Here is a 19654-nt window from a genome sequence, read left to right on the forward strand (position 1 = left end):
TGTTAGCTCCATAGTTTAACTCGTGTACCACGTCCTGCTGAAATTGCTCTAGTCGCAAGAGCATTGGCAACAGGGATATCTGTGATTATCATGCCACTTGAAAATGCAAATACTTTATCTTGTTGCGAATTTCTGCCTGATTTGCGACCAGCCACAATATCAGGTAATTCAGAGTCGATAGATGCTTCATTATCTGAGCCAGCCAGACGCTTCCCAGTAACTCCCATTTGCATTTTATTTGTTGCTACAACGTAATCAACGTCTTGCAAGACGCCACTCGCTACTCCTTTGCTAGCAACTGAAACTAGCAAGCCCCCAGGCTTTAACCAGCTTGTCTGAATCTTGGGGTGAGCAGCTCGTCCTGAAGCTGCTACAATAATATCAGATTCAGCAACAGCTGCTGGAACATCCTCAATAAGCTCTATTTCACGATCTGGGAAGTGCTTAGCAAATGTTGCAAGACTAGCTGCAATCCCATCAGGATGCGTGCCGAATAATCTAAGAGTTTTAAGTGTAGGGACTGCAGTTAAAAGGTATGAGAGTGTATTAATACCTTGAGCACCAGTACCAACCATCAATGCTGATTCAGCATTCTCTTTGGCACAATGCTTAGCAATAATCGCTGTTGTTGCAGGTGTACGGTAGCCACCAATACGATGACAGTCCATAAATGCAAATGGTAGTCCTGTTGTATCATCATAAAGGCTGATTGTTGTGTAGTATTTATCAGCGCTCTGACTACCTTGACGATAAGATGTCTTAAATCCAATCTTCTCTAGAGAGCCATCGTAACCAAGCATTGAATAAGAAACAGCATCCCTTTGTTTGTTGGGAAGATCCATCATTAGCTTTGTTGGGCATAGAGACTCTTCGTTAGCATAGGTTAAATAAGCTTCTTCTACAAGGCGAATTACCTCTGCTGGTTTAAGGTCAATATCAGATAAATCTGAACGGCTAAGAATATGCATAGTAGGGGTATTTGTGTGAGACATTTTTCTCTTCTCCTTTTTTATTTATAGAATTTATTTAATACTTTTTTGCAAATGATAATCATTATCATCGTTTTATGATTTGTGACATTGTAAATGATAATCATTATCATTTCAAATAAATTATTTGATTATTATTTAGATTCTGAATAAATTGTAAAAATGTTAGGTTTTAAAGGAGTATATAAACTAAGAGGTAAAGTAAAATAAAATCATAAAAAGAAGTTTTAGTTATGCGACTTTTTGTACTACAAACTAATTTATAAAAAATAGAAGTATTGATGTATAAAGCTTAGAGAAGGTTAGTTGAGAGTTAGTTCCAACAGCATATCTATATATGTGTATAAGCATTTTTATTAGCTTAAAACTAATATAGAATTATGTGTATAAAACAGTTAATGTAATTAAATTTTAGACAGTATGTTTTTTAAAGTTGGGAAAAAGAAGAATGAATAAAAAATTTTATTATTATTTATTAGTATTCATGTTGTGTACGTTTATATTAATAAACTGGATGATAATAGTTTCTCTTTCTAGTTCTTTTGGACTCCTAGAAGCGTTTATAATGTATTCACCAATTTATCAAATAGGGTTGGTAGTTTTTCTTATTCTAGTTATAAATAAGGTTAAAGGGGTATTTATTCTTCTTTCAATTTTTTCAGGCTTTTTTCTAATAACATCGCCTATTCTGGGAGATAATACAGTGAAAATGCTTTACTTTACGATGATTCAAGGTAATTTGAGTGGCTTCTTGTTTTTTTTATTTGCTTGTTTAATTCCCTTTACGTCTTTAGTTGCATGGTTTGATGGAAGTATAAGAACTACTTACAAATATATAATTAAGAGTAAACAAAAGGCATAAATAAAAGAACTTATTTTTAAATTCACTTATAATAGTATCTAGAATAAGAAAACAAAGAGGAGTTAGGATGAGGCTCTTTGGAACTAAATTTTTTTCATTAGTTTTTATCTTAAGTATATTAGTTTCATGCTCTACAGTTTCTAAGGGCAAGATGGATGAAGTTGCTCAACGAGTTAAACAACAACTTGAAGATGTATATCATCAAAAATTTACAGTAAAAGATGTTAAGTATATACCACTTGATAATGCATATAAGATTGAGTTTTATGAAACTGATAATCCTGATATAAGCTTTTATACAAAAGTAGACAAAAATACTAACAATGTAACTTTTGATACGTACAATGAAAGTGTTAGTAATGATAAAGTTACAAAATGGATGGTGGAGCCATATATAGATAAAATATCTAACGATTGGTTTGGGTATGGAGACATATCTGGAGGAGAACCAGATCCTATAAGCTATGACACTCTAAAAGATTATGAGAAAGCATTATCAAGCAATAAAAAGAATGCTTTATCATTTGGTGCTGAAATTAGTATTAATATGAAAATAACGCCACAAAATGTTGTGAACTTATTAATATATGTTTATCAGCTTGGTAAATATGTAAATAGTTATAATTTTAAGTACATTGATCTTAATGTTAAGGTTTATACTTTACCAGATGGAGTAACAGCTCAAGAATACTCATCATCAGATAAAGATAGTTATAAATTTGATAAAAAAGATGTATTAAAAGCGACTCTAAAAATTAATACTAAAGATATTGATAGTTATAAAATGTCATCTCCAATGGATTTAGCAAAATATTTAAGCATATATAAGGATAATAAAGAAAGTACTTTAATAAATGATAAGCCGTTGTATTCAAAAGTTAATTATTTATATTATTCTTGGGAAAGAAAGAAATTTAATAATATGTTTTAAAATTATTAAGATGATTAAGAGAAAGGAAAAGTAATGAAATATACAAATATTAATTTTAATGACTCTAGTATTTTAATAACAGGCGGAGCTGGTTTTATAGGTAGTAACTTGGCTTTTTATTTTCAAAAAAATTATCCAGAAGCAGAAGTAGTTGTTTTAGATAAGTTTAGAAATGGTGAAACTTTTTCAAATGGTAATTTAAAAAGCTTTGGTCATTTTAAAAATCTTATTGGTTTTAAAGGAGTTGTAATAAGTGGTGATATTAATGATGAAAAAATCATTAAACAATTAGAAGATAATTATAAATTTGATTATATATTTCATCAGGCAGCAATTTCTGATACCACAGTTAATGAGCAAGATCTAATGATCCAAACGAATGTAAATGCGTATGAAAGATTATTACAAATGGCTATTAAGCATGGAGCTAATATGATTTATGCTTCAAGTGCTGCAACTTATGGAGGAAATGATAAGTTTGAAATAGGTTACGAATTACCAAATAATGCTTACGGTTTCTCAAAAGTGATGATGGACAATATTTCATATAACTATATAAAGAAAGAATTGGATATATCTATAGTTGGTTTGAGATATTTTAATGTATACGGCCCACGTGAATATTATAAGAATAAAACAGCCTCTACAGTTGTTCAATTTGGACATCAAATATTAAAAGGAGATAAACCAAAGCTATTTGAAGGAAGTGATAAGATTCTTAGAGACTTTATTTATATTGAAGATATTATACAGGCAAATATTAGAGCTACAGAACCGAAGCAAAGTGGGGTTTATAATGTTGGTACTGGTAAAGCTAGAAGTTTTGAGGATATAGTTAATATATTACAGAAAGAACTAGAGATTGATAAAGGTAAAGAATATATACCTAATCCATTTGTAGGAAGTTATCAATTCTATACTCAAGCAGATATCTCAGAAACTCAAAAGAATTTAGGCTATCAGCCAAACTATTCTCTAGAAGATGGTATAAAATCATATATTACAGAAATAAAAAGACTTTATAACGAAGAAGTTAAAAAATAATTTTCATATGAATTCAGAATTTTTACAAAAAGATTACTCAAAATTAAATAAAACTAATCTACAGGCAGAAATTACTAAACTTGCTGATTATTTAATGCATCATAGCTATTTATATCATACGTTAGATAAACCTGAAATATCTGATGGTGATTATGATAGATTATTTGCTTTATTAAATGATTTGGTAGATCAAAATCCTGAATTAAGACCAAAAAATTCTGTATTAGATAGAGTTGGTGGAGAAATTCTTTCTGGTTTTGAAACTATAAAGCATAAAAAGAAAATGCTTTCTTTATCTAATGTTTTTAGTTTAGATGAGTTAGAAAGCTTCTGTAATAAGATTGAATATGAAAATATAGAATTTGAGTGTGAGCCAAAAATGGATGGCTTAGCTATTAGTATTTTCTATAAGCATGGGCAGTTTGATTATGCAGTTACTAGGGGCGATGGTGTTCAAGGGGAGAACGTTTCAGAGAATGTCAAAACTATTAGAAATATTCCTTTAGTTTTAAACCTCGAAAATCCTCCAGAAGAGTTAGAAGTTAGAGGGGAAATTATTCTTGATAAAAAGAGTTTTTTAGCACTAAATAATCAAGTTGTTGAAAGTGGTCATAAACCTTTTGCTAATCCAAGAAATGCAGCAGCAGGTAGTATTAGGATGCTTGACTCAAAAATTGTAGCTAAAAGACCTCTAAAGCTGTATTGTTATGGAGTTGGTTATTTCACTGATGATTTTAATCATCCAAAAACTCAATTTCAGCTAATGAGTTATCTCAAAGAAATAGGTTTTACTATTAGTGAAGACGTGTTTTTAGCAAAAAGCTTTTCTGATATAGAAAAATATCATAAAGCGATGAGTCATAAGAGAGCAGATTTAGCATATGATATTGACGGTCTGGTTTTTAAAATAAATGATATTTCATTACAGGATGCTATTGGATATGTAGCTAGAGCGCCTAAATGGGCTGTGGCTTATAAATTTCCAGCCGAAGAGGTTGAATCTGAAGTTTTAAATATTGAATTTCAGGTGGGTAGAACAGGTGCTATAACCCCTGTTGCTAGGTTAAAACCAGTAGCTGTTGGGGGTGTTATAGTATCAAACGCAACATTACACAATATAAGTGAGATTAGACGGAAAGATATTCGTGTAACAGATAGGGTCATTGTTCGTAGAGCTGGGGATGTTATTCCTGAAGTTGTCAGATATTTACCTGAATATAGAAATCCCAAAGCCACTCTTATTGAAATGGTAAAAGAGTGTCCAGTTTGTGGTTCAGCTGTTGAGAATGTAAATGATCAAGTAGTATATAGATGTACTGGAGGTTGGCATTGTAAAGCTCAAACTTCAGAAAGACTTAAGCACTTTGTTTCTAGAAAAGCTATGGATATTGATAAACTTGGAGCTAAGATAATTGAACAGCTAGTCGAGGTTGATTTAATTAAGTATCCAGCAGATATTTATAAGTTAACGTATCAAGAACTTTGTTCTTTAGAAAGGATGGGTTCTAAATCATCACAAAATGTTTTGGACTCTATAGAAAAAAGTAAGAGTCCAACATTAGCAAAATTTATTTATTCACTTGGTATAAGAGATGTTGGAGAGGTTTCTTCAGAATCTTTAGCGCAACATTTTGGAACATTAAATGCTTTTAGGCAGGCAGGTTATGATGATCTTATTCAAATAAATGATATTGGTGAAATTATAGCTAATAATATAGTTAGTTTTTGGCAAGATACTTTAAATATAAATATAGTTGAAAGCCTATTGAGTGCTGAAGTGCAAATACAAGAGCAAGCGATTATTAAGCAGATTGAGAATAGTGTATTTACAGATAAAACTATAGTGATAACTGGCACATTTGAAAAATATAATAGGGATAACTTAACACAGCTCTTAAAATCAATGGGAGCAAAAGTAACTAGTAGTGTTTCAAAAAAGACAGATATCCTAGTTTGTGGGGATAATGCTGGGAGCAAATTAGAAAAAGCACAAAGTTTTGGTGTTGAGATTGTGCTCGAAGATAGGCTTGAGGAGTTACTTAAGTGAAGTTAGAGAAAGCACAAGAAAAAGATTTTGATGAGATGATAGATCTATGGCAAGCTTCTGTTGAAACAACACATGAATTTTTAACAATTAAAGATATAAGTAAGCTGAGAAAACTCATCAGATCAGAATATTTTTACATACAAGAACTTTCTATAGAAGTATTGAAAAATGATAATAAAGTAATAGGTTTTCTTGGTACAGAAGGTAATAATATTGAGATGCTTTTTATATCTCCAGAGTTTTTTGGAAAGGGTATTGGGCAGCTTTTATTGAAACATGCAATAAAAAATAAAAACTGTACAAAAGTTGATGTCAATGAACAAAATCCAAGAGCTTTAAGGTTTTATGAAAAATATGGTTTTAAAGTTAAAAGTCGCTCACCATTAGATAGTCAAGGTAATCCTTTTCCAATTTTACATATGGAATTAGTTAATGCTTAGAAAAGGGGATGTGATTTTTACGATAGATCCTGCCGAGGAAAATATTAGTTCCTTATCGAAAGGTTATGGTGGATATAGTTATTATCATTGTAGTTTATATATAGGAGATAATCAGATAATAGAGGCTGTTGCAGAAAGAGGAGTTATATTAACTGATATAAGTAAATATAATGATAAAAGAAATCTAATAGCAAGAACTTCATTATTAGCAGAGATTTTAGATAGTGTTATTATTAATGCTAAGAAATTCATTGGTGCTGAGTATAATTCTCTTTTTCTACCAGATGCCGAAGGTAAATATTATTGTTCGCAATTAATGCATGAAGTTTTTAAGCAGGCGAACTATGGAAAATCATTTTTTGATAAGCATCAGTTAAATTACATAGAAGAAGGGCAACAAGAAGTTTCAAAATATTGGTTAGATCTATATTCTAATCATGGTTTAGATGTGCCTCAAGGTAAGGAAGGCTCGCATCCAAATAATTTATCGCTAGATAAAAAGTTTAAAAAAAAGTTTTTTCTAAGCTAGAATACCTTAACACTTGGGTTTGTCTTGTTAAAGGTTAGCCTTAGTGTATAATAACAACATAAAATTATAAAAATCTATTTTCTAGACGTTTGATGAGAGGAGGCTAGTATGGTTATCAAAAAAGCAACACAAAAAGATTACGATCGTATGGCTGATTTATGGGAAGATTCTGTTGCTAGTACATACGATTTTTTAACTATGAAAGAGATAGCTAGCCTTAAAAAAATCATTAGAGAAAAATATTTCACTAATCCAGAAATTGCTTATTATGTATTAAGAGATGATAATGATAAAATCGTTAGTTTCTCAGGAATTATAGGAGATAAAATAGAATTTCTATTTGTTGATCCTGCAACTTTTGGACATGGACATGGTAAAAAGTTATTAGTTCATGCTCTAAAAAATCATGGAGCTGTATGCGTTGATGTGCACCAACAAAATATGCATGCTTTAGCGTTTTATTCTAATTATGGGTTTGAAGTGGTCGAGAAGTCTGATAAGGATATCTTTGGACGTTTATATCCTGTATGTCACTTAAGAATTTCTGGTAAAATAGAGGATATATTGAATAAATTAGACTCTATGGATTAAACAATAATAAAATCCATCTCCTTGATTTTCTGACGGTAATATTTGGTAACCAAATTTCCTTTTATATTCAGATAAAATATTTATATTTTCTATTTGGGCATCTGGAGTTAACTGTAAAAAATTTTCTATTTGTTTTTCATTTTCTTCTTCAAGAATTGAGCAGGTTATATAAAGTAAATATCCATTAGGCTTTAAGTTACCCCATAGGTTTTGAAGTATTCTGCTTTGGATACCTAAAATATTTTTTACATCTTCAGAAGATCTAGATATTTTAATATCAGGATTTCTTCTTATTACACCTATAGCACTACAAGGAGCATCTAATATAATTTTGTCAAAGCTTCCTGATAATTTTTGAGTTAAATCATGCTTTTTTATTTCTACTTTACTATTAGAAGCTCGAGAAATATTATCTTTTAGTAGCTGCAATCTAGAGTCAATAATATCTATAGCAGTTAAATAAATATTTGGATTTATTTCTAACAGATGAGTTGTTTTTCCTCCTGGAGCTGCACAAGCATCAAGGATTCTTTCTTCATTGTGAGGATTAATTATATGACCAGCATATTGAGCGGATATGTCTTGAATAGTAAAGTAACCTTTATTAAAAAGATCATTGTTTTCAACACTTAAGGGAGTGTCAAGCCTTATACAATCTGTTAAAGAGGTTTGTTGAAAAGATATATTATTTTGATTTAGGAAATTCATAACTTCTTGTTTATTTTTTTGGTTGTTAAGCCTTATAAACATAGGAGCTTTTTTATTACTTTGAATAAGTATCTCTTGATAATCATTAGGATATTGAGATTTTATTTTACTACAAAGCCATTCAGGTAAATCAGTCTTTTTATATTCTAAGAAATCTCGTTTTACTATCTCAAAATCTCTTAATATTTGCCTTAAAATAGCATTTACCAATTTAGTTGCCCAAGTTATTTTAAGTTTTTTACAAGCATTTACAGTTTCATTTATTGCAGCATAATTAGGTTGAGACATTTCTAAAAGTTGTAATGTCCCAAGCATTATAAGTATTTTTACATTGATTTTGGTTTTATTTGAAATATATTTATTAACTATTTTTTCTAAAGAAAAGTAATTCCTAAAAAAGTCGTAACATAGCGCTTTTATAAAAGAACTGTCTTGAGAATCTAGATCTAGTTTTTTTAGCTTTTTATCTAAAGTAAGTAAAGTATTTTTCTTCGCTAGAATATCTAAGATATATTCACAAGCGATTGCTCGTGTATTCATTATTTTTTAATATGCTTCGCTAAAGTTTTAGCAATCTTAGGTTGGATTTTTTTGTTAGCAGCAATTATAAACTCTGCATTTTCTATATCACTTTTCCCAGTAATATCAGTAACAATAGCACCAGCTTCTTTTGCTATGATGTATCCAGCTGCAATATCCCATATTTTAATTTTAGTAGCTGTCCATAAACCATCTAAATAACCAGCTGCAACATATGCTAGATCCATAGCGATACTTCCAGAATATCTATATCCAGCAATAACTTTATGCAACTTTACTAATTCAATAAGATATGAATCATCAAAAGTTTTTCTTGAGTATTTTAGTGATACAGATAGTAAAGCTCCTGTCATATCCGGTCTGTCGGAGACTCTAATTTTTTGTCCATTTAATTGAGCACCCATACCTTTATATGCTGTAAACATAAGATCTAAGAAAGGATTATAAATTACACCAAGAATTATTTCATCATCTTTTTTAAGGCCTATAGATATACAGCATTGTGGTAATCCATGAACAAAGTTATTAGTGCCATCAATAGGATCAATTATCCATGTGAATCTACTATCTTTATTACCAAACTCACCTGTTTCTTCAGTTATAAAAAAATCATCAAATCCAGCTTTTCTAATACTATCTATAATAAGTTGTTCAACAGCGACATCAATATTTGAGACCAGTGTATTATCTTCTTTACGAGAAACTTTAACAGAGCCCATATTAGCTTGAGCTTGAACTATGATTTTTCCTGCTTTTCTAGCTGCGGTAGTTACAATATTAACTATTGGTTTCATAGTTTAAATAAATAAGACTTATATTGGTTAGTAATAATACATTATTTATTAGAAAATATCTTAGGTTTTATAAGTAAAAGCTTAGATTATTGAAGTAATTAAATATGTTATTCCTAAGCCACCTAATATTAACCAGATAAATAGGATTAATGCTAATAATAAAGGTTTTATACCGGCTTGGATGAATTTTGAAACATGAGTTTCTAATCCTAGAGCAGTCATTGCCATAGCTAATAAAAATTGGTCAACTTGAACTATAGAGTGAACAGTTGTTTGTGGTAATAAATTTAAAGAGTTAAAACCAGCAACTAGTATGAAGCCAATAGCGAACCATGGAATTACACTCATTAAAGATGGAGAAGAAACATCTTGAGATGCTTGATTATTTTTAATAGCTACTCGAGTTAGCCATATTCCTATAACAATAAGCATAGGAGCTAACATCATTACTCTAATCATTTTAACAGTTACCGCGACTTCTTCAGCATGACTGCTAATAGCATTACCAGCAGCAACTACTTGAGCAACTTCATGAATAGAGCCTCCAGCAAATATACCATATTGTTGTTCAGTAATAGTTCCAAGTAAACCAGCTTTCATTAGGATAGGGTACATAAACATTGCGATAGTCCCAAAAAGAACAACTGTTCCAACAGCCATAGCAGCTTTGTAAGGTTCAGACTTTAATGTACCTTCCGTTGCTAAAACAGCAGCAGCACCACATACAGCACTTCCAGATGAAACTAAGATAGCACTATCTCTATCTAGACCAAATACTTTTGTACCAAGTAGTATTCCAAATATCAGTGTAGATACTAACATAATTATAGAAACAGAAAGACCTGCAAGACCAACAGAAGCAATCAACTGGAAGGTTAAATTGAATCCATAAAATATGATAGCAAATCTTAATATTTTTTTAGCACTAAATACAACACCGGTTTTCCAATGATGGATTATTTTGCTAGCAGGAGTATGTGTAAGAGCCATACCTAATAGTATCCCAATAATTAATGGACTTATCCCTAGATCTTTAATAGCGGGGATTTTTGCAATGTAGTAAGCTACTCCAGCAAGGATGGCTACTAACAATACACCGAATATCATGCTTTGATTTATATATTTTTTCATATTATTTTTAATTAGAATTAGATTTTGTGTAAATATAACCTATAAATATTAAACTTTATATTAAAAAGAATTTATATAATTTATTAAGAAAATTGATGATTTTAAATAGTATAAGAACTATTAGTGGACCGGTAAGTTTTCAGTTTTACTTTCTTTTGAATATATAACAGCAAGCACTATTAATATAAAAGATATTAAATAGAAAAATACCACAGCGTGCATTACAGTTACTAAGCCAAAATATTTATTAATAAATGCACCAGTGGTTGTTGATAATGCAGTACCAGTTGTTCCAAATAATAATATTGTTGTAATTAAAGTTGGAGGTGGGTTTTCCATTTGGAATGTTCCGTAGGCTAATAACCCTGCATATATGTAACAGTTAAATAAACCAAAGACTATTGCAGCTCTTAGGACTATATCTATATTAGGTATATAGATTATGCAACATAAACATATTGTTGAAACGACCATAAAAGAAGGAAGAATGAATTTTAAAGGAATTTTTCTAGTAATTAATGGGCTAAGGAATAATCCTATACATTGAGCTGTCCAAAAATATGATAAAGGCTTATTTGCATCTATAGCTCCCCAGCCTAGTATATCTTGGAAATAGGTTTGAGCATAACTTGTCATTGTTAGTTGAGCTAGTAGAAATAGGAATGCTGCAAAGGCTATACAATATAAGCTGAAACTCCAAGAAGAGAAATTTAAGTTTGATTGTTTTTTTGACTCACAGCTATGTCTATTAAGTATCGTAAAATCTGAGAAGATAACTAATACTAAAATAGCAATAGCTGTGATTTGTAAAATAGCATATATAGTGTACCATTCAAAATTTTGGGTGATAAGATAAGCTGCAAATATTGGAATTATTGCACCACCAAAACTAAAAAAGAAATCAGTGAAGATTACATTCATTGCTCTAACTTTATGATCATTATATATATGAACAATCATGTAGCTTGCAATAGCCATGAACAAACCACCTGTAAGTCCTACACAAGTTAGTAATATTTTTAAGGTAAACATAGATGGTGATATGTATGTTATTAATGAAGATAAAACTCCAATAATAACAGCTATTATTAAAAGTAGTTTAATAGAGAATCGTATCATTAGAAAACCAATTATAAATATTGCAAACCACATAGCAACATTAATAAAAGTGAAAGCAAAACCAATATTACTATTATCAAAATATTCTGATAGAGGTTTCATTACTGCGCCTGTAACTAAGATCACATTAGCTGTGTAGAAATAGCAAAGATAACAAGTTAAAGTAAGTATTACTTTATTTTTTAATGACATTTCAGTATTCATCTATTTAGTCCTGTAAAAGCTTAGAAAAAATTCTAGTTTTGCATAAATTATACTAATTTTAGCAGGAATTTTTAAAATATACTTTATATGATTTTAATAAAATAATAATTACTAAAGAAGCTTAAAAAATATGGAATTTTCCGAAATTGTTTGGGATAAAGGAGTTCCAAAGTCAAAGATATTTGATGATGTTTGTAATCTAAAGAATTATTTTTTCAGAAAGCAGATGCTTGGTTTTTAGATGGTTTTGAGGTAAAAAAAGAGAAATGATATATGGGTTTTATAAATAATTATTTGTAAAGATGCTATTTCTTTTCTTGCTATTAAACTTAGTAGTGTTACGATGAACGGTTAAGTCTAATATTTAAACTTTGATTATTATGTCTTTGCTATTTGCTAATCCACTTAAGCCTGTCTATGGTATTGTGGGACAGGGTAGATTGGGTAAACATTTAGTTAAATATTTTGCATCTCTTAATTTAGATTTTGTAGTTTGGGATTATAAAAGTACTCGAAATCTCGAGGTTGTTTTTGAAAATGTAGAAATTGTTTTGCTGGCTATTCCTGATAAGACAATAGATTTGTTTTTAACAGAGAGTCCAAAATTACAGAAGAAAGTTTGTATTCATTTCTCAGGAGCTTTAGTTTCAAGGTTAGCTTTTGGATTTCATCCATTAATGACTTTTAATAATGAAATTTATTCTGATGATGTTTATAAAAGCATTTTATTTGTTCAAGATAAAAAAGCTCCTTCATTTAAAGATCTTTTTCCTGAGTTACCTAATCAATACATATCTATAGATGAGAGAGATAAGGCTTATTACCATGCATTATGTGTTTTAGCGAATAACTTCACGACGATATTATGGCAAAAGTTTTTTTATGAGATGAAAAATAGGTTCTTAGCTTCTGATAAGACTTTAGAACCCTTTATAAAGCAGACAATGATAAATATTATGAAAGATCCAGAAAAAGCTTTAACAGGTCCTTTAGTCAGAAATGATGAAGAAACAATATCAAAAAACCTTAAAGCTTTAGATAAAGATCCTTTTAAAGAAATTTATCAGAGTTTTGTGGAAACTTATCAAGTTATTTCAAATGAGAATAGAGGAGAAAGAAATGACAAAAGTTAAAAGTAAGCTACTACCTTCACAATTACTAAACTATAAAAGAGATAAGAAAAAAATATCGATGTTAACTTGCTATGATTATTCTTTTGCATGTATAGCTAATGAAAGCGAAATTGATATTTTACTAGTTGGTGATAGTGGAGTTATGACTATATTTGGATATCCAGATACTACTCATGCAACTATAGAGATGATGGAGTTTATGACTAAAGCAGTCCATTCCGGCGCACCAAATAAATTTATTGTTGGAGATATGCCCTTTTTATCTAATAGAAAGGGTATAAGGTATGCTGTTGAATGTGCTGAGAAGCTGATAAAAGCTGGAGCAAATTCTATAAAGATTGAAGGTGTAGAAGGGCATGCTGATGTTATCGAGCACATAGTAAACTCAGGAATTCCTGTTATGGGACATTTGGGCCTTACTCCTCAATCAGTAAATAGCTTAGGTTATAAAGTCCAAGGTAAAACTACGGACTCAGCAGAACTAATAAAACAACAAGCTTTGTTATTACAAAAGTTAGGTTGCTTTGCTTTAGTTTTAGAGTGTGTTCCAAGTGTTTTAGCTAAAGAAATTACTGAATTACTAAGTATCCCAGTTATTGGTATTGGTGCTGGAAAAGATGTAGATGGTCAAGTTCTAGTATTACAAGATATGCTAGGAATGACATCAAATCTTAAGCCTAAGTTTGTACGTCATTTTTTTAGTGGGTTTACAGATATAAAAACTGCATTTGATAAATATCATGATGAAGTAAATAACATATCATATCCTGCTCAAAGTGAAAGTTATGATATACAAATAGCTTAGAGAGGATAAAGATATGAAAATAGTCACAGATATTAACCAATGGGTAAAACTACGTAAATCTTTAGCTAAAGATAAATCTATAGGTGTTGTAATGACAATGGGGACATTACATAAGGGACACTTAAGCTTAGTTGAAAAAAGTAAAAAAGAAAATGATATAACTATAGTTACAATATTTTTAAATCCTACACAATTTAATAATCAAAGTGACTTTATAAACTATCCAAAAACATGGGAAGAGGATGTCGATTTATTAGAAAATGCTGAGGTTAACTTTTTATTATCACCAATTAAAGAAGATATTTATCCAGATAACTATAATTATCAACTTAGTGAAAAATCATTAAGCAAAATCCTTTGTGGTAAATCTCGTCCTGGCCATTTTGATGGGGTCTTAACCATTGTTATGAAGCTTTTGCAACTGACACAAGCAGATAAAGCATACTTTGGAGAAAAAGATTTTCAGCAATTATATTTGATTAAAGAGATGGCAAAAGCATTTTTTGTGCCAACAGAAATTATAGGTTGTCCAATTATACGAGAATCAGATGGTTTGGCATTTAGTTCCCGTAATTTACGTTTGTCTGAAAAAGGTAGAGAAAAAGCTAGGATCTTTGCGGAGTTAATAAAACTAAATAAGCCTCTTAAACAGATTGAAAAACAATTAGAGCAAAATGATATTCAAGTCGATTATTTAGAAGAACATTTTGATAGGCGCTTTGCAGCGGCATTTATTGAAGAAGTTAGACTTATTGATAATTTTTCATTAGAGGAGGTTAAGGCTTAATCATGAAGAGAACATTACTTAAATCAAAGATACATATGGCTACAGTTACAGAAGCTAACTTAAATTATTATGGTTCAATTAGTATAGATAGAAAATTATGCGAGGCAGCTAACCTTATACCTTTTGAAAAGGTAGAGATTTATAATTGTAATAACGGGAGCCGTTTTGCAACATATGTTATTTTAGGAGATTCAGGAGAAATTTGCTTAAATGGAGCAGCAGCTAGGCATGTCGCTGCTGATGATGTGGTGATAATAGCATCGTATGCGGAGTATGAGACTTCTGAAGAATTATCACATAATCCTCATTTGGTTTTTGTTGATAAGAATAATGAAATTACAGAAATACGTCGTTATTTAGATTCATCTATTAATAAAGCTAGTTAGGTTTCTATAGTAAGCTAGCAATCTCACTTGCTGATTTAACAGCATTAAAAGATGTAAATGAATATTCCGCAATTTTTTCTTTGTAAAAAGGATCATCTTTTAAAATCTCTTTTACCTCATTTATGTCACCTACAGCTAAAATAACACCGCCACTTTTATCTTCTTTAGGGCCAGAAGCTAGAAATAGCTTATTTTTATAACCGATATCTAAAAATTCTCTATGAGCAGGTCTAATTCTAGCTATTTCTTCTTCACTTTTAATATATTTTAGTTCTACAATATGAATCTTCATTTTACTTTTCCTTTAGTGATTTTGTTTATCAAAATATTTATAGTTTAAAATTCTACAAGAACTCTAATTAGTAATAAATTGAAATGCTTATATTTAATAAGTTTAAGAGTATGAAAAATGTTGCTAAAGATAAAGGTAAATTGTTTAATGTCTTTATTAATTCAATTAAGGATATATCTATAATGTCTGTATTATTTAGTCCAATTAAACTCGGATCATTCGAGTTAAAAAATAGAATAATAATGGCACCACTAACAAGATGTCGTGCTGATCAAAATAGAGTTCCAACTGATGATATGGTTACGTACTATTCTCAAAGGGCTACTGCTGGAATGATACTTACTGAAGCTACTTCAATATCACCAATGGGTGTGGGTTATCCAAATACTCCTGGTATTTGGACTAATGAGCAAATACGAGGCTGGAAGAAAGTAGTTGATGCGGTTCATAAAGAAGGAGGCATTATATTACTTCAGCTTTGGCATGTTGGTCGCATTTCAGACCCTGTATATTTAGATGGTAAGACACCAGTGTCAGCTAGCGCAGTAAAGCCAGCAGGGCATGTGAGTTTGTTAAGACCAAAGAAAGAATTTGTTACACCAAGAGAGCTTAGCTTAGAGGAAATAAAGAATATTATTTTAGAATATAAACAAGCTGCCATAAATGCTAAGAAAGCAGGATTTGATGGTGTAGAGATTCATGGGGCAAATGGTTATTTGTTAGATCAGTTTTTACAAGATGGCACAAATAAGCGTAATGATAAATATGGTGGTTCATTAAAAAATAGAGCAAGACTTATGTTAGAAGTTACTGATGCTGTAGTAGATATTTGGGGGCATGATTATGTAGGTATGCATATAGCACCTAGATGTGACTCGCATGATATGTCAGATTCCGATCCTGTTAAAACTTTTTCATATTTATTGTCAGAATTAAGTAAACGTAAATTAGCTTTTGTTTTTGCAAGAGCGAGTCTTGGAGATGATGATTTGGCAGGAAAGCTTAAATCAGCATTTAAAGGCAACTATATAATTAATCAGCAACTAGATAAAGAAACTGCTGAGCAAATGATATTAGATGGTAAGGCTGATGCAGCTGCATGGGGTCAAAGATTTATAGCTAATCCTGATTTAGTTAGAAGATATAAGGAAGGTATTGAGTTAAATTCACCAAATCCTGAATTATATTATCATGGTGGAGCAAATGGCTATATAGATTATCCTTTTGCAAAATAATATTGAGAATGAATAGAGAATTAAATAAAACTAATTATTTTAGATGTAAATTCTTTAGTAGTTGTCAGTTTCATATCTTTACTATAGATATCAGCAGTTCTATAACCTTGTTCTAAAGTTTTTTCTACAGCTTTTTCAATAGCTTGAGATTCTTCAACTAAATCAAAAGAGTAAGCTAACATTAAAGCAGCTGATAATATTTGAGCAATAGGATTAGCTTTTCCTAATCCTTTAATATCATAAGCAGATCCACCAGAAGGCTCATATAAACCAAATCCATCAGCATTTAGACTAATAGATGGAACTAGTCCAATAGATCCTGGTAGGACAGATGCTAGATCTGATAATATATCTCCAAATATATTACCTGTAACCAAAACATCAAATTGTCCTGGATTTAATACTAATTGCATAGCACAGTTATCAACATACATATGATTAACTTTTACATCAGGAAAATCTTTAGCAACCTCATTTACTACATCGCGCCATAATCTTGATGTATCAAGTACATTAGCCTTATCGACAGATGTAAGTACTTTTGAGCGTTCTTGAGCTCTTTTAAAGGCTTTGATAGCTATATTGCGGATAGTTTCTTCATCATATTCAGCTAAGTCTGTAGCTTGTCTGACTCCATTACTATCTATAAATCTTTTATGCTCACCAAAATATATATCTCGAGATAACTCTCTAAATATTTCGATATCAGCACCATTTTTGATTCGCTCATCTTTTAGTGGGCAACTATCTTTTAGTGATTCAAAAACTTTAGCAGGGCGGATATTAACATTAAAATTAAAAGTCTTTCTAAGAGCTAAAATACTTTTTGCTTCACACCCTTGCCATTTTTCTTCATTTTGAGCCTCTACAGGGCCACCTACTGAGCCAAACAAAATAGCATCAGAATTTTTACATATTTCTATAGTTTTAGCAGGGCAGTGATCTTTGTATTTATCATAAGCAGCACCACCGACTAAAGCATATGTGTAGTTAAATGTGTGATTATATTTTTGTGCTATAGCATCAAGAACTTCTATTGCACATTCCATAACTTCTGGACCAATTCCATCGCCAGCTAATACAGCAATATTTTTATTCATAGTGATTAGGCTCTATTTTGTTCAAATTGATGAATTTCATCTTTTAATGATAATAAATAAGTCATATCATCAAGACCTTTTAAAAGACATTCTTTTCTAAAAGGATCATATTCAAAAGAATACTCTTCTTTAGAAGTGGAAATGGTTTGTTTTTCTAAGTCTATTGTTAGTTGAAAACTAGCATCTTCAGCTTTATCACAAAGCTTTTTAACTATATTTTCATCAAGACTTATTAGCAATAATCCATTCTTTGCAGAATTGTTGAAAAAGATATCAGAAAATGAAGGTGCTATTATAGCTTTTATTCCAGCTTGTGTAAGAGCCCAAACAGCATGCTCTCTAGATGAACCACAGCCAAAGTTATTTCCAGCTATCAAAATTTCCGCATTTTTATATTCAGGCTTATTAAATATAAAGTCTTTATCTTTTTCTTTAAGCCTACAGAATAAACTTTCTCCATATCCATCTTTAGATGTTTGAGTAAGAAATTCAGCAGGTATTATCATATCAGTATCAATATCACTTAACCAAAGAGGTAAAGCATTACTTGTTAACTTTTTAAAAGCTTGCATTTATTTTGCCTCCTTGCCTAATTGTTCAACACTACAAATTTTACCCATAATTGCACTAGCAGCTACAGTTTGCGGTGAAGCAAGATGAGTTATGCTGCCTTTACCTTGTCTACCAATAAAGTTACGGTTTGATGTACTAATACATCTTTCTCCTGCAGGGACTTTATCGTCATTCATAGCTAAGCACATAGAACAACCAGGCATTCTAAACTGCGCTCCAGCATCAGTAAATATTTTGTCTAAACCTTCAGATATTGCAATACTTCTAACTTGTTCAGAACCAGGAACTATATACATAGTTACATTCTTGGCAACTTTTTTGCCTTTTAGAACTTCAGCTGCAGCTCTCATATCCTCAATGCGTCCATTAGTACAACTTCCTACAAATGCCCATTGGATTTCTTTACCCATAATATTTTCATTTTCAGCAAAGCTTGTGTATTCGTAAGCCTGTTGAGCTAATTTTTGTTGATGTGCCGGAATATCTTTTAGGCTGGGTACTTTATCTGTAATAGATATGGCATGCTGAGGGTTAATTCCCCAAGTAACCATAGGTTGCAAATTTTCAACATTTACAGTTATTACTTTATCATAGTGAGCATTTTTGTCAGAAACTATAGACTTCCAATTTTCTACCGCTTTATCAAAATCAGTACCTTGAGGAGCGTATCGTCTACCTTTTAAATATGCAAAAGTTTTTTCATCAGGAGATACTAAGCCAGCTCTTGCACCACATTCTATGGACATATTACAAAGAGTCATTCTTTCTTCTACAGACATATTAATAATAGACTCACCAGTATACTCGATTACATGGCCACCAGCTCCACCAATACCAATATCAGCTATCAGTCTCATTACGATATCTTTAGCTGTAGCATATTTGCTAGGAGTCCCAATAAATTCTACTTTCATAGTTTTGGGTCTATACTGAAGAATACAGTTTGTTGCTAAGACATGACCAACTTCAGAAGTTCCAACCCCAAATGCTAACGCGCCAAAAGCTCCGTGAGTAGATGTATGAGAGTCCCCACATACTAATGTTGTACCAGGAAGTGTGAAGCCTAGTTCTGGACCAACAACGTGAACTATTCCTTGATGTTGACTATCGAAATCATAGAAATCTATATCATACTCCTTTACGTTTCTGCGCAAAGTTTCAACTTGAGCTTGAGCAACTTTATCTTTCATGTCATAGCGATTAACAGGGGATGTTGATATGCTATGATCTACAGTTGCTAAAATAGATTTTTTATTGTTTACAGGGATGTTTAATTCTCTAAGCTTATCAAAAGCTTGAGCAGATGTTACTTCATGCATTAGCATTCTGTCTATATATAAAACATCAGGGAAATTGGGAGTGTGTTTTACAATATGAGCATCCCATATTTTATCTATAATGTTTTTACTCATTT

21 protein-coding genes are annotated in these 19654 nt (G+C 31.0%); 12 read left to right on the forward strand and 9 right to left on the reverse strand.

The window, feature by feature from the left end:
• Nucleotides 1-2 precede the first annotated feature (2 nt).
• Nucleotides 3-992: an ornithine cyclodeaminase gene (locus KX01_RS04600; RefSeq protein ID WP_071663867.1), complete on the reverse strand. Its 990-nt coding sequence runs from the start codon at nt 990-992 to the stop codon at nt 3-5.
• A 445-nt stretch (nt 993-1437) separates the two neighbouring features.
• Here KX01_RS04600 and KX01_RS04605 point away from each other — a divergent pair, with 445 nt between their 5' ends.
• From KX01_RS04605 to KX01_RS04635, 7 genes are all read left to right on the forward strand, one after another.
• Nucleotides 1438-1851 carry a hypothetical protein gene (locus tag KX01_RS04605; RefSeq protein ID WP_156860376.1) on the forward strand — a complete coding sequence of 138 codons (414 nt, stop codon included), beginning with the start codon at nt 1438-1440 and terminating at the stop codon, nt 1849-1851.
• Nucleotides 1852-1918: 67 nt separating this feature from the next.
• Nucleotides 1919-2782 carry a hypothetical protein gene (locus KX01_RS04610; RefSeq protein WP_071663869.1) on the forward strand — a complete coding sequence of 288 codons (864 nt, stop codon included), beginning with the start codon at nt 1919-1921 and terminating at the stop codon, nt 2780-2782.
• Nucleotides 2783-2815: 33 nt separating this feature from the next.
• Nucleotides 2816-3826 carry an ADP-glyceromanno-heptose 6-epimerase gene (gene rfaD / locus KX01_RS04615; RefSeq protein WP_071663870.1) on the forward strand — a complete coding sequence of 337 codons (1011 nt, stop codon included), beginning with the start codon at nt 2816-2818 and terminating at the stop codon, nt 3824-3826.
• 7 nt (nt 3827-3833) lie between these two features.
• On the forward strand, nt 3834-5873 hold the full coding sequence (gene ligA / locus KX01_RS04620) for an NAD-dependent DNA ligase LigA (RefSeq protein WP_071663871.1): 2040 nt from the start codon (nt 3834-3836) through the stop codon (nt 5871-5873).
• Entirely contained in the window at nt 5870-6313 is a 444-nt protein-coding gene (locus tag KX01_RS04625; RefSeq protein ID WP_071663872.1) for a GNAT family N-acetyltransferase, read from the forward strand. The genes ligA and KX01_RS04625 overlap by 4 nt, the downstream gene beginning before the upstream one ends.
• The gene (locus KX01_RS04630) at nt 6306-6842 is read left to right on the forward strand and encodes a YiiX/YebB-like N1pC/P60 family cysteine hydrolase (protein ID WP_071663873.1); all 537 of its coding nucleotides are present in this window, start codon (nt 6306-6308) and stop codon (nt 6840-6842) included. The genes KX01_RS04625 and KX01_RS04630 overlap by 8 nt, the downstream gene beginning before the upstream one ends.
• Before the next feature lie 108 nt (nt 6843-6950).
• Nucleotides 6951-7433, forward strand: a complete 483-nt coding sequence (locus KX01_RS04635; protein WP_071663874.1) for a GNAT family N-acetyltransferase — start codon at nt 6951-6953, stop codon at nt 7431-7433.
• Here the strand turns inward: KX01_RS04635 and rsmB are convergent.
• From rsmB to tsgA, 4 genes are all read right to left on the reverse strand, one after another.
• Nucleotides 7416-8681 carry a 16S rRNA (cytosine(967)-C(5))-methyltransferase RsmB gene (gene rsmB, locus KX01_RS04640; protein WP_071663875.1) on the reverse strand — a complete coding sequence of 422 codons (1266 nt, stop codon included), beginning with the start codon at nt 8679-8681 and terminating at the stop codon, nt 7416-7418. The genes KX01_RS04635 and rsmB overlap by 18 nt on opposite strands.
• The gene (locus KX01_RS04645) at nt 8681-9475 is read right to left on the reverse strand and encodes an inositol monophosphatase family protein (RefSeq protein WP_071663876.1); all 795 of its coding nucleotides are present in this window, start codon (nt 9473-9475) and stop codon (nt 8681-8683) included. The genes rsmB and KX01_RS04645 overlap by 1 nt, the downstream gene beginning before the upstream one ends.
• Nucleotides 9476-9556: 81 nt before the next feature.
• Nucleotides 9557-10606 (reverse strand): YeiH family protein, encoded by a 1050-nt coding sequence (locus KX01_RS04650; RefSeq protein ID WP_071663877.1) that lies wholly within the window; start codon nt 10604-10606, stop codon nt 9557-9559.
• 120 nt (nt 10607-10726) lie between these two features.
• Complete coding sequence (gene tsgA / locus KX01_RS04655; RefSeq protein ID WP_071663878.1) at nt 10727-11929, reverse strand: MFS transporter TsgA; 1203 nt, start codon at nt 11927-11929, stop codon at nt 10727-10729.
• A 380-nt stretch (nt 11930-12309) separates the two neighbouring features.
• Between tsgA and KX01_RS04660 the strand changes: the two genes are divergently transcribed.
• Genes KX01_RS04660 through panD form a run of 4 tightly spaced genes read left to right on the forward strand, consistent with a single transcriptional unit; the run spans nt 12310 to nt 15040 of the window.
• Nucleotides 12310-13062 carry a Rossmann-like and DUF2520 domain-containing protein gene (locus KX01_RS04660; protein ID WP_071663879.1) on the forward strand — a complete coding sequence of 251 codons (753 nt, stop codon included), beginning with the start codon at nt 12310-12312 and terminating at the stop codon, nt 13060-13062.
• On the forward strand, nt 13049-13867 hold the full coding sequence (gene panB / locus KX01_RS04665) for a 3-methyl-2-oxobutanoate hydroxymethyltransferase (RefSeq protein ID WP_071663880.1): 819 nt from the start codon (nt 13049-13051) through the stop codon (nt 13865-13867). Before KX01_RS04660 ends, panB begins: the two co-directional genes overlap by 14 nt.
• A gap of 13 nt (nt 13868-13880) precedes the next feature.
• Nucleotides 13881-14654: a pantoate--beta-alanine ligase gene (gene panC, locus KX01_RS04670; protein ID WP_071663881.1), complete on the forward strand. Its 774-nt coding sequence runs from the start codon at nt 13881-13883 to the stop codon at nt 14652-14654.
• A 2-nt stretch (nt 14655-14656) separates the two neighbouring features.
• Nucleotides 14657-15040: an aspartate 1-decarboxylase gene (gene panD, locus KX01_RS04675; protein ID WP_071663882.1), complete on the forward strand. Its 384-nt coding sequence runs from the start codon at nt 14657-14659 to the stop codon at nt 15038-15040.
• 4 nt (nt 15041-15044) lie between these two features.
• Here the strand turns inward: panD and KX01_RS04680 are convergent, their stop codons facing one another.
• Nucleotides 15045-15332, reverse strand: coding sequence for a YciI family protein (locus tag KX01_RS04680; protein WP_071663883.1), 288 nt, complete (start codon nt 15330-15332; stop codon nt 15045-15047).
• Between the two features lie 110 nt (nt 15333-15442).
• Here KX01_RS04680 and KX01_RS04685 point away from each other — a divergent pair, with 110 nt between their 5' ends.
• Nucleotides 15443-16567, forward strand: a complete 1125-nt coding sequence (locus tag KX01_RS04685) for an alkene reductase (RefSeq protein WP_332244990.1) — start codon at nt 15443-15445, stop codon at nt 16565-16567.
• Between the two features lie 20 nt (nt 16568-16587).
• Here the strand turns inward: KX01_RS04685 and leuB are convergent, their stop codons facing one another.
• Genes leuB through leuC form a run of 3 tightly spaced genes read right to left on the reverse strand, consistent with a single transcriptional unit; the run spans nt 16588 to nt 19652 of the window.
• Nucleotides 16588-17667 (reverse strand): 3-isopropylmalate dehydrogenase, encoded by a 1080-nt coding sequence (leuB, locus tag KX01_RS04690; protein ID WP_071663884.1) that lies wholly within the window; start codon nt 17665-17667, stop codon nt 16588-16590.
• A gap of 5 nt (nt 17668-17672) precedes the next feature.
• Nucleotides 17673-18239 (reverse strand): 3-isopropylmalate dehydratase small subunit, encoded by a 567-nt coding sequence (gene leuD, locus KX01_RS04695; RefSeq protein WP_071663885.1) that lies wholly within the window; start codon nt 18237-18239, stop codon nt 17673-17675.
• On the reverse strand, nt 18240-19652 hold the full coding sequence (gene leuC / locus KX01_RS04700; protein ID WP_071663886.1) for a 3-isopropylmalate dehydratase large subunit: 1413 nt from the start codon (nt 19650-19652) through the stop codon (nt 18240-18242).
• Nucleotides 19653-19654 lie beyond the last annotated feature (2 nt).

Source organism: Francisella frigiditurris (genome assembly GCF_001880225.1).
In the GTDB taxonomy this organism is placed as follows: Bacteria; Pseudomonadota; Gammaproteobacteria; order Francisellales; family Francisellaceae; genus Francisella; species Francisella frigiditurris.

Excerpts from the sequence above, each read along its gene's own strand:
- KX01_RS04645 (WP_071663876.1), bottom strand. The coding sequence starts at position 9,475 with ATGAAACCAATAGTTAATATTGTAACTACCGCAGCTAGAAAAGCAGGA.
- KX01_RS04650 (WP_071663877.1), bottom strand. The coding sequence starts at position 10,606 with ATGAAAAAATATATAAATCAAAGCATGATATTCGGTGTATTGTTAGTA.
- KX01_RS04610 (WP_071663869.1), top strand. The coding sequence starts at position 1,919 with ATGAGGCTCTTTGGAACTAAATTTTTTTCATTAGTTTTTATCTTAAGT.
- rfaD (WP_071663870.1), top strand. The coding sequence starts at position 2,816 with ATGAAATATACAAATATTAATTTTAATGACTCTAGTATTTTAATAACA.
- panB (WP_071663880.1), top strand. The coding sequence starts at position 13,049 with ATGACAAAAGTTAAAAGTAAGCTACTACCTTCACAATTACTAAACTAT.
- KX01_RS04605 (WP_156860376.1), top strand. The coding sequence starts at position 1,438 with ATGAATAAAAAATTTTATTATTATTTATTAGTATTCATGTTGTGTACG.
- rsmB (WP_071663875.1), bottom strand. The coding sequence starts at position 8,681 with ATGAATACACGAGCAATCGCTTGTGAATATATCTTAGATATTCTAGCG.
- KX01_RS04680 (WP_071663883.1), bottom strand. The coding sequence starts at position 15,332 with ATGAAGATTCATATTGTAGAACTAAAATATATTAAAAGTGAAGAAGAA.
- tsgA (WP_071663878.1), bottom strand. The coding sequence starts at position 11,929 with ATGAATACTGAAATGTCATTAAAAAATAAAGTAATACTTACTTTAACT.
- KX01_RS04685 (WP_332244990.1), top strand. The coding sequence starts at position 15,443 with ATGAAAAATGTTGCTAAAGATAAAGGTAAATTGTTTAATGTCTTTATT.
- leuC (WP_071663886.1), bottom strand. The coding sequence starts at position 19,652 with ATGAGTAAAAACATTATAGATAAAATATGGGATGCTCATATTGTAAAA.
- ligA (WP_071663871.1), top strand. The coding sequence starts at position 3,834 with ATGAATTCAGAATTTTTACAAAAAGATTACTCAAAATTAAATAAAACT.
- panD (WP_071663882.1), top strand. The coding sequence starts at position 14,657 with ATGAAGAGAACATTACTTAAATCAAAGATACATATGGCTACAGTTACA.
- KX01_RS04635 (WP_071663874.1), top strand. The coding sequence starts at position 6,951 with ATGGTTATCAAAAAAGCAACACAAAAAGATTACGATCGTATGGCTGAT.
- KX01_RS04660 (WP_071663879.1), top strand. The coding sequence starts at position 12,310 with ATGTCTTTGCTATTTGCTAATCCACTTAAGCCTGTCTATGGTATTGTG.
- leuB (WP_071663884.1), bottom strand. The coding sequence starts at position 17,667 with ATGAATAAAAATATTGCTGTATTAGCTGGCGATGGAATTGGTCCAGAA.
- KX01_RS04600 (WP_071663867.1), bottom strand. The coding sequence starts at position 992 with ATGTCTCACACAAATACCCCTACTATGCATATTCTTAGCCGTTCAGAT.
- panC (WP_071663881.1), top strand. The coding sequence starts at position 13,881 with ATGAAAATAGTCACAGATATTAACCAATGGGTAAAACTACGTAAATCT.
- leuD (WP_071663885.1), bottom strand. The coding sequence starts at position 18,239 with ATGCAAGCTTTTAAAAAGTTAACAAGTAATGCTTTACCTCTTTGGTTA.
- KX01_RS04630 (WP_071663873.1), top strand. The coding sequence starts at position 6,306 with ATGCTTAGAAAAGGGGATGTGATTTTTACGATAGATCCTGCCGAGGAA.